Here is an 11,485-nt window from a genome sequence, read left to right on the forward strand (position 1 = left end):
CTCGCGAAGGGCCTTCCGGCTGTCTGTGCGCCGCCAGGGACTCGAACCCCGGACCCGCTGATTAAGAGTCAGCTGCTCTAACCAACTGAGCTAGCGGCGCCTGCTGACAGGGAAGACTTTAGCAGCGGGTCGCGGCCCGGCCAAAATCGAATATCCGCCCCCGGCGCCGCGCCCGGGACCGCCGCTCCGGCCCCGCGCCGGGCTCCCCCGCCGGGTGCCGTCAGCGGAGGGCGGCGGCCGGTTCCCGGGCCGCCCGGACGCAGGCCCAGAGCACCACCGAGGCGCCCGGCAGCCACGGCTCCCGGCTGTCCGGGGCGACGATCCACCGCCCCGCGCCCAGACCGGGGGAGTCCGGGCCGTTCACCATCCGCTGCACCGGCGGGACGGTGACCGCGTCCCCCTGCCCGTGGCAGAGCAGCGGCGGTACGTCCCGGGCCCACTCCTCCCAGGCCAGCAGCCGGCGCAGCCGGGGCGCCGCCCCCGGCCGTACGAACAGCAGCGTCCGCCCGCGGTAGGCGGCCACCGGCCCGCAGCCCGGCCCGGAGGCCCACAGCTCGTCCAGCACGCGGCGCCCGAACAGCGCGGGCATGCTGATCACGTCGAAGGCACGTCCGCAGGGCAGCACCGAGGGCGCCCACGGGCGGGACTCCCAGAGGGCGCGCATGCTGCGCGGGTACTCGCTGGCGGAGGCGAGCCAGGCCTCCCCGGCCACGGTCACGTACTCCACCGACTGATACGTCCAGATGTCCACGCACAGCAGGGTGGGGTGTCCGGGGCGTGGCCGGGAGGGAAAGCGTGGTTTGCCGGACAGTGGAGCGGCCGACGGCGTACCCTTCCGCTTCCCCCCGGCATATGCCAGCGGCGGCGGAGGGTTCAGGGTGCCCGGAACGGGCCCGGGCCGGGGCACGGCACGGGACGGGCCGCGTCGGAACGGGCCGCCGGCGGGCCGGGTCCGGCGTGCCTCAGTCCTCGTGGCGGCGGGGCAGGAGCAGGCTGCGGCCGTACTCGATCATCTTGGCCGCGTAGTCCGGCGTCCAGTCGGCCCGTCCCGCGATCTCGGTCTCCGAGAGCGCGTCGAACCGGCGCGGATCCGCCAGCTGGGCCGCGGCGACCGCCTGGAAGTCGGTGGCCCGCTCGGCGGCCGCGCGGAACGCCAGCGCCAGCTCGGTGGAGCGGCGCAGCAGCTCGGCCGGGTCGTCTATCGACTCCAGATCGAAGAAGCGCTCCGGCTCCGGTTCGTCGGCCTGCGGCTCGAACAGCAGCTGCACCGGGCGCTTCCGGCGGCCGGGCGCCGCACCGGCGCCCTCGCCGGGACCGGCCGCCGCGGCCGGGCCGCTCGGGTCGGACGCCTGCGCATGGGAGTCGGGCATGGAAGGACACCTCCGGGTGCTCGGTAGGGGCGGGCGGCGACGGCTGGGACGGGCGCCGCCCGGTCGTGGCCGCCGTCCATTGTCTCGCGGCGGCGGCCGGTAACGGAACGGTGCGAGTTCGGGCGCTATTCCCGCCGGGCGCGCCGGGGGCGTGCACCGCCCGGGCCGGCCCCGGTGGCCGGGTGCGGCGGCCCGGGCGGCCGAGGCGGGCGGCTCAGCGGTCCAGCCGCACCCGGTGCCCGGAGAGGTGGTGCAGCACCCGGTGATTGGCCTCCCAGCCGTCCGGGAAGGTGACCGGGACGCCCAACTGCACCGGTTCGGTGGCCGGATGCTCGTCCAGCAGCTCGGCGATCCCGGCCCGGGCCACCACGATGCAGGCGTGTCGGTGGCGGGAGGCGAGCACGCAGAGCCGGCCGGTCTCCAGGTGGAACGCCGTCGCGTCGGGCCGCCCGGAGAGCGGGTGCAGCACCACGGTGACGTCGTACTCGCGCCCCTGCAGCCGGTTGGCGGTGTCCACCGTCACCGCGGGTCCGGCCGTCGGATCGACCGGGACCCCGGCCCCGACCAGCGCCGCCCGGACGGCCGCCGCCTGGTCCCGGTGGGCGGTGCCGACCGCGACCCGGCCGGGGGTCAAGGGCACGGAGCCCTGCTCGGAGTGGGCCGTCAGCCCGCGCTCCAGCAGCCTGCGGACGGTCGCCGCGACGGCGGCGACCGCCTGCGGATCGGTCCGGACGGTGTGCCGGGGCGGCAGCTCCAGCAGCGCCCAGCCGTGCTCGGCGGCGCGGTCGATCGCCGCGTCCAGCGCGGAGCCGTCCGGGCGCACCGCCGCCGTCAGCCGGCGGTCCTCCGGGCCGGTGCCCGAGCGGAACGGCGTGTACGGGTAGAACGCGCCGGAGATCAGCGGCGCCGCGCTGGCCGGCAGCCGCCAGGAGACCGGCAGCCGGTGCGGCTCGATCTGCGGGTTGTGGGCGAGCAGGGTGACCACCGCGCTGCTCGACGGGTCGTACGACAGGCCGGCCCACTGCTCGGTGCCGACCACCGTGAACGGGTCCAGCTGACCAGGGTCGCCGACGAACAGCGCCCGCTCGAACAGGCGGGCCACGGCGAGCAGCGCGTCCGAGCGCATCTGGTACGCCTCGTCGACGATCGCGTGCCGCCAGGGCTGCTCGGTCCGCACCCACTGCCACTTGGCGGAGGTGGAGATCACCACGTCCAGCTCGGCGAGGTCGGTCACCTTGTCGGAGGGCGTGACGTTGGGGTGCCGCAGCACCTCGGGCGCCGGCCGGGCGTCGGCCGCGTGCAGCCGGCCGATCGTCAGGTCGGGCGCCTTCGCGGCCAGCCGGTCCACGAGGTCGTCCACCTGGCCGTTGGTCTGGGCGACGATCATCAGCCGCTCGCCCGCCTCCACCAGCTCCCGCGCGGCGCGCACCACCAGGGTCGACTTGCCGGCGCCGGGCGGCGAGTCCACGACCACCCCGCGCGGCGCGCCGACGGCCGGGTGGACGGTCGCCGCCAGGATCCGCGCCACCGCCGCGTCGGCGGCGTCACCGGGGGTCTGCTCGGTGCTCATCGGCCGGATCACTCCCAATCCTCGGAGGCCGCGGGGACGGTCGCCGTCAGGGTGACGGTCGCACCGGGCGGACCGCCGTGCGTCCACGGGGTGTCGTCCGGCTCGGGCAGCGGCGCGGCCTGCCGGGCCGTCAGTTCGAACAGGGTGAAGGTGACCCGCTCGCCCGGCTCGGGCAGGCTCCCCGGCTCGGGCTCCTTCTTCCGCCCCATCCCGGAGAGCACCCGCACGGTGATGGTGCCCGCCGTCCGGTCGACCGCGGCGATCTGCGCCTTCTGGGCCTTCTGCCCGGCCGGAGCGCTCCCGGACCCGGGGTCGGGGGACCCCCACACCCGGTGCGCGTCCCGGCCGAGGTCGGCGTGCGGGCGGTCGTCGGTGCGGACCGTCACCAGCGGACGCGGCTTGGGTGACCGGCCCGAGGTGTCGTAGTCCGGCACCACCTCGGTCACCACGCCGGTGAACGCCTCGCCGGCCAGCCGGTGCTCGGCCATCGCCAGCGGGTCGTCCAGCGCCTCCTGGACGTCCAGCCGGGTCTGCTCGCGCTCGCGCTGGGCGAGCTTGCGGGCGGCCGTCACGGCGTCGTCCACCCGGGGCTGCGGAGGCTCGCCCGCCGCCAGCCGGTCCCGGTGGCCGGTGTAGGACCAGCGGTCGCCGGTCCAGCGCTCCGCCAGGTGTCCGCCCGGGGGCAGGGCGCGCAGCAGGTCCAGGCCGTGCCAGACGTCGTGCCAGGTGGGCAGCAGCTGGTCCGCGTGCACCGCGCGCAGCCGTTCGACCGAGACCCGGACGGCCTCCCGGGCCCGCTCGGCGGCGGCCGGGTCGGCGGCGGTCCGCTCGGCGGTCCCCGCGCCGTCCGTCAGGGCCGCCAGGGCAGCCACGGCGGCGTCGTAGCGCGTGATCGCCGGGGCGAGCACCTTCGCGTCGAAGGCCGGGTCGGTGGCCGGCCCGGCCGGCGGGTGGAGCAGCCGGCCCTCGGGGTCCCGCGCGGTCTCGGCCCGCTCGGCGGCCTCGGCGCCGGTCAGCCCGGCCGGCGGCGCGTGCCAGGCGAGCAGCGCGGCCAGGTGCTGGTCCTCCAGGTGGCTCTGGCCGGTCGCCCAGTGCCGGGCGAGCAGGCCGGTCATCGGCAGCAGCAGGCTGGAGCCGGGCACCATCGCGCGGTCGGTGAGCTGGGTGAGCCAGCGGCCGAGCAGCGGCACCCGGGCCGGCGCCGGGTAGGGGCCGGGTTCGTCGTCCTCGGCGGTGCGGCGGAACCGGGTCGACCGGCCGAGCAGCGCCAGGTGCCGGATCCCACCGGTGTTCGGCACGATCACCTGCGGTGCGTCCGCGCACAGCTCGCGGAGGACCTGCGTCTTCTCGCCGGTCTCCGGGTCCTTCTCGGAGCCCTCGATCTGCTCCACGTCGTCGCCGAAGGACTCCAGGTAGGGCAGCAGGTCGGCGGCCAGTTCGGCCAGGAAGTCGAAGCGCAGCGTGCGGTTCAGCGGCTGCGGGACGAAGTGCAGCCTCGGTGCGTCCCGGTCGGTGCCGAGCAGCACGGCCAGCGGGGCACCGGCCTCGCCGGCCGCCGTGAGCGGGACGACCACCATCGGGCGGTCGGACAGGTGCCGGTGGCGGACGGTCGCCAGGGGCTCGGCCCGGCCGCTGCGGACGGCCTCCAGCCGGGCGAGGGTGGTCAGCAGGCTCACCGGGGGCCTCCGGCGGGGGCCGGGACGGGGCGGCCCAGGGCCTCGGCGCGCAGCGCGGCGGCGTGGACGAGCCGGGCGGCGGCCTCGTCGGCCGCGGCGTCGGGGTGCCCGTCGTGACCGTCGTTCTCGCTGTCGCTGTCGCTGTCGCCGGGGTCGGAGTCGGAGTCGGCGAGGCTCCGGGCGGCCGGGCCGTCGTGGGCGACGGCCAGCGCCTCGGTCACCGTCCGGATGGTGCCCAGCTCGCCGCGGACGCTCCGGCCGAGCTGTTCGACCCGGTCGTCGCAACGGGTCCGGGCGCGGCAGTGGAACCCCAGCTCACACGTGGAGAGGCAGTCCGGGCTGTAGGCCGCGGGCACCGCCTCGACCGACCCGGTCAGTTCCTCGGTCGAACGGACCGGGGCGCCGCTCGCGTCGGGGGAGAGGTCGAAGTCGGCCCCTGGCGGCAGCGCGTCCAGCAGCCGCCCGATGCCGGTCATCCGGTCCAGCTGGCGGCGGGTGGTGGCCAGTTCCCGCCGGACGTCCACCGGGACGGCGGTCGGCCGGTTGCCGAAGTCCTTGGGACAGACCAGCAGCACGGTCGACCGAGGGCTTCCCGGCAGCTGCTGCTCGGCGTACGGGTCCGGATCCGTGTCCAGCCCGGCCAGCGAGGCCGCGGTCTCCTGGAGCGCCAGCACGTAGACGGCGGCCTGCCGGGCGGCGGCGCCCACCTTGGCCGGGTCCGCGCTGCCGTCCAGCACCGGGAAGGACTTGATCTCGACGACGGTGCACCGCCCGCCGTGCACCACGACGGCGTCCGGCTCCAGGTAGGCGGTGGAGCCGGCGACGGTGAGCCGCAGCAGCGGGTGGTCGAGGAGGGTCCAGGCGTCCGGGTCCGCGGCGGCCTCCGCCAGCGCGGCCCTCGTCCGGTCGGCCCGGACCGCGGGACCGGAGGAGCGCAGCAGGTCCGGTACGGCGAGCGGGGTGTCCCCGTCGGGTGGGAGGCCCAGCCGGTGGCGGAGCGGCTCCAGCAACGCCGCGTAGCCGTCCTCCTTCAGCCGGGACTCGAAGATGACGCCGCGCGCGAGGGCGAACGGCGACTGCCCGAACGGAGCGGCGTGGCCGAGCCGGGCGGCCAGTGCGGACTTGTCCACCCCGGCCGCGTCCAGCACGGCCCGGCGGTGACACCCGGGATTGGCGGCCAGCGCGGCGAGGGCGCGGGCGTTCAGACTGCGCTGCGGCGCCGGTCCGCGCAGCGTGGCGAGCCGCTGGGCGAGCGGCTCCGCGGGCCCGCCGGACGGGGCGTTCGTCGAGACGTTCATGGTGCGGCCCAGTGTCGCATCCGGGTCCGACAGAGTGGCCGGGACCGGCCGTTGACGGTCCTCGGCGGTGGTCGCCACCGCCCCGGACCTCCGTGGGGGGCGGCCTGGATCGTGGGCGCCGCGCAGGTGAGGGATCATGGAGACCGGTGCTCAATGGTGAGGCCGATCGTTGACGCCGTCCTGTGCGCGAGGAGCCTGCCATGCCCGCTCGAATCCTGCTGGTCCGCCACGGCGAGACCGAGTGGTCCGCCACCGGCCGCCACACCGGCCGCACCGACATCCCGCTGACCGACGAGGGCCGCGCGATGGCCCGGGCGCTCGGCACCCGGTTGGCCGGAGCCCCCTGGAACGGCCTGCCCGACGCCCTCGTCTACACCAGCCCGCTGGACCGGGCCAAGGAGACCTGCGCGCTGGCCGGCCTCGGCGACCGGGCCGTCGAGCGGCCCGAGCTGCTGGAGTGGGACTACGGCCAGTACGAGGGCCGGACCGGCGCCGACATCCGCGCCGCCGACCACCCCGGCTGGCTGATCTGGCGCGACGGTGTGCCCGGCGGCGAGAAGCTCTCCGACGTCGCCGCGCGGGTGGACGCCCTCCTCGCCGATCTCAACGACACGCACGGTGTCCCGGAGCCGGACACCACCGTCATGCACTGCGCCGACCGCGATGTGGTGCTCTTCGCCCACGGCCACCTGCTGCGCATCCTGACCGCGCGCTGGCTGGGCCTGCCGCCCGAGTACGCCCAGCGGTTCAAGCTCGGCACCGCCGCGCTCTGCGTCCTCTCCTGGGAGTACGGCGCCCCGGCCGTCGAGGTCTGGAACGACCTCGGGCACCTGGAGGGCCTGAAGCACTGACGCCGCCGGCCGGCCGACGCCCGGTCAGGCCGCCGCCGCCACGTCGTACTCGGTCAGGAATCGCCCCACCTCCGGCACCCGCCGGTGCGGGCGCAGCCGCTGCGCGGTGTCCGCCAGCATGGAGCGGATCCGGGCCGAGCGGACCTCGTCGAACAGTGCGACGGCGGCCGACCCGTGCTGGGCGGCGTCGGCCAGATCGCCCCCGCCGAGCCGGTCGTGGGCCAGCTCGGCCGTGTACAGCACCCGGTTGCGGACGAAGTGCGGCTTCTGGAGCGCTATGGCCAGCCCCGCCTGCTCGCTGGCGCGGTCCCAGTCCCCGAGGGCGGACCAGCACTGGGACCGCAGTCCGGCGAGCTCGGCCTCGCCGAAGAAGGACATCCACTCCGGGTCGGTCTCCGACGGGCCGCCGTCGAACAGCAGGCAGGCGCGGGCGATCGCGCGCTCGCAGGCGCCGCGGTCCTGCAGCAGCGCCCACCCGCCGGCCTCGCGCATGGCGAGCAGGGCGAGCAGCCGGTCGGAGTCGAGCCGCCGGGCGGCGGACTGCCCGGCCTGGGCGGCCCGCAACGCCTCGCGGGGGCGTCCGGCGTCCCGGGCCAGGAAGGCGCTGTTGCAGAAGACGTGCGCCTCCAGCGCGGCGTCGCCGGCCATCCGCGCGGTGGCGAGCGCCTCCGCGTAGAACGACCGGGCGTCCGCCAGTCGGTTCGAGTCGTGCGCCAACCAGCCGACCGAGACGGCGAGTTCACCCGCGCCGGCCTGGAGCCTCCGCTCGGTCTCGGTGGAGTACTCGCACGCGTCGAGCAGCAGGTAGGCCGTCCGCAGCGACCGCCCGGCCAGCTCGAACAGGGCGTCGGCGCCGTGCGCGTCGTCCGCCAACCGGATCTCCCGGACCGCCTGTTCGACGCCGAGCACCTCGGCCGCGCCGACCTTGCGGGGCGGCGGAACCGCTCCGGGGCGGCCCGGTACGAAGGCGTTGTCGGCCGTGGGGGTGCCGGGGCGGTCGATGCCTGCCGCGGTGGCCAGCGCGGCCGGGCCGCCGGCCAGGAACGTACGGCGACGCACGTCGTCGTTCTCCTCGTCGGAATGGTGCGGTTCGTCGGGCCCCCGGGGCGCCGCCGCGAACCTCGGCATCGGGGCCCCGACCGGTGGGGGCGATTCCGCGTACGGCGAGGCAGCGTACGGGAGTCGGGCGGCGAGCGGCAGTCGCGGGGCGGGCACCTGGAGGAACGGTGGGCGGAGCGGAGGTGGCGTCCAGGCCTCGTCCTCGCCGCCGCCCCCGCCGTCCGCCGGACGGCGGCGGACGGCGGCGCGGGGGACGAACCCGAGGTCGGCGAGCGAGCGGTCCGGCCACATGTGCCGGAACACCCGCTCGTACGCGTAGTTGGGACAGCGGATCTCGCCGGACTCGACCCGTCCGACGTAGCGCGCGTCGCAGGAGACGTGCTCGCCGATCTCGCGGGCGGCCCGGCGTACGGCCATGGCGAACTCGCCCGGCGAGCGGTCGCCGCGCAGGGCGCGCATCACGGCGTTGGGCGACGGGCGGTTCGGCTTGGCCGGTGGGGTGGCTGCCATGGTGCGCTCCGTGGTCGTGCGGGGTGGTGGTGCGAGGGGTCGGGCGGCGGTGGGGCGTCGGGGGCGCCCGGCCACGGGTGGGTCCGGTGGGGCCCGACGGCTGTCTCGTAAACACCACACCTACCCCACGAGACAGTTGCACAACGCGGATTTGGTGGTGGTGTTGGATCAAATTGGGGCGCAGGGGGGGGGGGTGGGCGGGGGGGCCCGGAGGGGGGGCGGGCCCCACCGACAGTACCGGGAGTCACCGTGCGGACACAGCGAGTTTGTGGCTGATGTGCGGTCAATTCGTGCCAAAGCGGGCACTGTTGCCCGGATCCGCCATGAAATGCCATGCCTTGCTGTAAGGCGCCCCGTGGCCTGAGGAGCCTCCTCGGCGTTGTCCTGATACGTGGAAGCCCCGGCCGCTGCCCGCCGTCCCCGCCGCCCCCCGGCGGCACCCCCACCCCGGACGGCGCGGCTTCCATCCCGACGAGGTGACAGGAGGGCCCATGTCGGCCACCGGAGTGCCGCAGTACCACCGCCTGGTCGCCGGCGGGGTGCTCGCCGCCGCCGCCCCCGCGCTGCTCCCCGAGTCGGCCGACGAGCGCGGACCCGGACGCGCCCCGTGCGGCGGCGGACCGTCCCGCCGCCCCGGCCCCGGCCCCGGCCCCGGCCCAGGCGCCGACGCCGGCGGCACCGTCGCCACCGCGTACGACACCGTGACGGTCGCCCTGCGGCACGGCCTGGAGACGGTCGACATCCTGCGGCTGCGCCGGGCCTGCGGCGCGGTGCTGCAGAGCCGCAGCGGCGCGACCGTCACCTTCCTCGTCCCGGCCGGCACCTCGGCGACCTGGCACCTGCCCGGGAGCTCCTGTTCGGCGGGCGCCTTCCTGCCGCCGCCCACCGACCCGCGCTGGGTGATGCCCCCGGCCGGCGCCGACTGCGCCGCCCGCCCCACCGACGCCTGGGTCCTGCGCTCGGCGCTCTGCGAGGCCGCCTGCACCCTCACCGCCGGCGGCCTCGGCCCGTTCTGACCGCCCCGCCCTGCCACGTCCGCGCCGTTCCGGCCCGCAACGGCCGCCCGCCCGGCCCCGAGCTGCGGCGACTCCCCGCACGGCGGCGATAATGGCCGGTATGGGACGAAGCAGCAGAGCCGGGCGCAGCACGGACCGGAGCCGTACCGAGCCGGACGTCCGACCGGCCGCCACCGGCCCCGGCGGTCGCGCGCACGCCCAGGGCCCGCTCACCCGTCCCGTCGACTCCGGCCTCGCCGAACTCCGCCCCGACCGGGACCGCCCCGCCGCCTGGTCGCTGCTGGTCGACGGCGCGCCGCAGTCGCTCGTCGACCTCGCCGACCCGACCCACCTCGGGTTCGAGTACCAGCGCCGGCTCGGCCACCTCATCGACCTGGTCGCCCCGCCCGGCCGCCCGCTCACCGTCCTCCACCTCGGCGGCGGCGCCCTCACCCTGGCCCGCTACGTCGCCGCGACCCGCCCCCGCTCGCGCCAGCAGGTCGCCGAGATCGACACCGCCCTCACGGAGCTCGTCCGCGCCGAACTCCCGCTGGAGCGCGGCTGGCAGGTCAAGGTGCGCGGCGCGGACGCCCGCAGCGTGCTGGAGCGGACCCCCGAGGGCACCGTCGACCTGGTGATCGCCGACGTCTTCTCCGGCGCCCGGGTGCCCGCCCACTGCACCACCGTCGAGTTCACCGCCCTGGCCGCCCGCGCGCTGGCCCCCGGCGGCTGGTACGCGGTCAACATCGCCGACGGCTCGGCGCTGTCGTTCGCCCGCTCGCAGGTGGCCACCCTCGGGGCGGTCTTCCCCGAGCTCTGCCTGGTCGCCGACCCGGCGGTGCTGCGCGGCAAGCGCTTCGGCAACCTGGTCCTGGCCGCCGCCCACACCGGGCTCCCGCTCGCCGAACTGACCCGCAAGGTGGCTTCGGACGCCGCCCTCGGCCGCGTCGAACACGGCCGCGCCCTCGCCGACTTCGCCGCCGGCGCCACCCCGGCCACGGACGCCACCGCGGCCCCCTCCCCGGCCCCGCCCCCGGGCGTCTTCCGCTGATCCGGCGGCGGCGTCCGGCTCCCGGAAAACCGGTTGGCAGCGCCGCCCGTCCTGCCGACAATGGGCCCCGGCGTCCGGAATCCGGACGGGGCCGACCGGGAGAGGTGGCGCCATGCGGATCAGACCGGCCCGACCGGACGAGGCGGCGCTGCTCAGCGCCCTGGCCCTGCGTTCCAAGGCCCACTGGGGCTACGACGCGGAGTTCATGGAGGCCTGCCGGGTCGACCTCACCCTTGACCCGGAGCGGATCGAGGCCGACCGGACGGCGGTGGCCGAGGCCGACGGCCGGGTGCTGGGCTTCGTCACCCTCGTCGGGGCGCCGCCGGAGGGCGAGTTGGACATGCTCTTCGTCGAACCGGACGTGATCGGCCGGGGTGTCGGCCGGTTCCTGTTGGCCCATCTGCGGCGCCGCGCCGCGGAGTCGGGCTTCCGCCGGGTCCTCGTCGCGGCGGACCCGAACGCCGAGTCCTTCTACGCGGCCATGGGCGCGGTCCGGATCGGCACCGTACCCTCCGGCTCGATACCGGGCCGCGAACTCCCGCTGCTGGCCCTGGCGACGGGGCCGTCGGGCGACTGACCGCCCGGGCACCCCGCCCCCGCCCGTCGGCCACCGTTCTCACCTCACCGTCCACCGGGTGCACCGTCCACCGGCGGGACGGCATGCCTCGCCGTCGCGGCCCGGGCGGTGGCCCCGGTCGGCCCGGCCCGGCCCGGACCCCGGCCCGGCACCGCTACCGGACCTGCGCCGGGCCGGTCCTCCGGGCCGCGCTGCGTGTCCCCGCCGGTGTGCGTCCGGGTCAGTGCCCCTTGGGCAGACCTCGGTGCTTGTACATCGCGGCGCCCGTCAGGGCCAGCCCGGCCGCGATCGGGGCGAGGACGGCGGTCGCGGTCCCCGGGGCGCCGTGCGCGACGGTGACGGCGGCCGTCGTGGTGGAGCCCGCCGTCGAGCCGGCCGGACCGGCGGCGGGGGAGCCCTCCGCGATCGTCGGCCGGTCCGGTTCCGCCGCGCTCCGGCCGCTCCCGGCGGCTCCCGTGCCCGGACGGTCGGCGGCGGTGTGGTGCGGCCGGTCACCCGGCTCCCCGGGGGCCGTGGTCCGGCCGGGAG

The 11,485-nt window shown here is 76.9% G+C and carries 10 protein-coding genes, 1 tRNA gene and 1 pseudogene; 4 read left to right on the top strand and 8 right to left on the bottom strand.

Annotation, left to right across the window (positions count from 1 at the left end):
* Positions 1-26: 26 nt before the first annotated feature.
* The 6 genes from ACFWOG_RS35215 to ACFWOG_RS35240 all read right to left on the bottom strand — a co-directional run bounded on the left by ACFWOG_RS35215 (position 27) and on the right by ACFWOG_RS35240 (position 5,914).
* Positions 27-100, bottom strand: a tRNA-Lys gene (locus ACFWOG_RS35215).
* Between the two features lie 120 nt (positions 101-220).
* On the bottom strand, positions 221-751 hold the full coding sequence (locus ACFWOG_RS35220) for a bifunctional DNA primase/polymerase (RefSeq protein WP_329883708.1): 531 nt from the start codon (positions 749-751) through the stop codon (positions 221-223).
* Between the two features lie 211 nt (positions 752-962).
* On the bottom strand, positions 963-1,370 hold the full coding sequence (locus ACFWOG_RS35225) for a hypothetical protein (protein ID WP_329883709.1): 408 nt from the start codon (positions 1,368-1,370) through the stop codon (positions 963-965).
* 214 nt (positions 1,371-1,584) lie between these two features.
* Positions 1,585-2,940, bottom strand: a complete 1,356-nt coding sequence (locus ACFWOG_RS35230) for an AAA family ATPase (RefSeq protein ID WP_329951048.1) — start codon at positions 2,938-2,940, stop codon at positions 1,585-1,587.
* Positions 2,941-2,948: 8 nt separating this feature from the next.
* On the bottom strand, positions 2,949-4,616 hold the full coding sequence (locus tag ACFWOG_RS35235) for a hypothetical protein (protein WP_329951049.1): 1,668 nt from the start codon (positions 4,614-4,616) through the stop codon (positions 2,949-2,951).
* Positions 4,613-5,914, bottom strand: a complete 1,302-nt coding sequence (locus ACFWOG_RS35240; protein ID WP_380363373.1) for a hypothetical protein — start codon at positions 5,912-5,914, stop codon at positions 4,613-4,615. Before ACFWOG_RS35240 ends, ACFWOG_RS35235 begins: the two co-directional genes overlap by 4 nt.
* A 200-nt stretch (positions 5,915-6,114) precedes the next feature.
* Here ACFWOG_RS35240 and ACFWOG_RS35245 point away from each other — a divergent pair, with 200 nt between their 5' ends.
* Positions 6,115-6,765 (top strand): histidine phosphatase family protein, encoded by a 651-nt coding sequence (locus ACFWOG_RS35245; protein ID WP_329883713.1) that lies wholly within the window; start codon positions 6,115-6,117, stop codon positions 6,763-6,765.
* 24 nt (positions 6,766-6,789) lie between these two features.
* Here the strand turns inward: ACFWOG_RS35245 and ACFWOG_RS35250 are convergent, their stop codons facing one another.
* Complete coding sequence (locus ACFWOG_RS35250; RefSeq protein WP_380363375.1) at positions 6,790-8,334, bottom strand: tetratricopeptide repeat protein; 1,545 nt, start codon at positions 8,332-8,334, stop codon at positions 6,790-6,792.
* A gap of 491 nt (positions 8,335-8,825) precedes the next feature.
* Here ACFWOG_RS35250 and ACFWOG_RS35255 point away from each other — a divergent pair, with 491 nt between their 5' ends.
* The 3 genes from ACFWOG_RS35255 (at position 8,826) to ACFWOG_RS35265 (ending at position 10,957) form a co-directional block, all read left to right on the top strand.
* Complete coding sequence (locus ACFWOG_RS35255) at positions 8,826-9,350, top strand: hypothetical protein (RefSeq protein ID WP_380363377.1); 525 nt, start codon at positions 8,826-8,828, stop codon at positions 9,348-9,350.
* Between the two features lie 91 nt (positions 9,351-9,441).
* Positions 9,442-10,380 carry a fused MFS/spermidine synthase gene (locus ACFWOG_RS35260; protein ID WP_329883717.1) on the top strand — a complete coding sequence of 313 codons (939 nt, stop codon included), beginning with the start codon at positions 9,442-9,444 and terminating at the stop codon, positions 10,378-10,380.
* 112 nt (positions 10,381-10,492) lie between these two features.
* The gene (locus ACFWOG_RS35265) at positions 10,493-10,957 is read left to right on the top strand and encodes a GNAT family N-acetyltransferase (RefSeq protein ID WP_329951054.1); all 465 of its coding nucleotides are present in this window, start codon (positions 10,493-10,495) and stop codon (positions 10,955-10,957) included.
* A gap of 220 nt (positions 10,958-11,177) precedes the next feature.
* On the opposite strand, the pseudogene ACFWOG_RS35270 reads toward ACFWOG_RS35265, so the two are convergent.
* Positions 11,178-11,485, bottom strand: a pseudogene (locus ACFWOG_RS35270) (hypothetical protein); the annotation flags it as partial.

The organism is Kitasatospora sp. NPDC058406, assembly GCF_042722765.1.
Lineage (GTDB): Bacteria > Actinomycetota > Actinomycetes > Streptomycetales > Streptomycetaceae > Kitasatospora.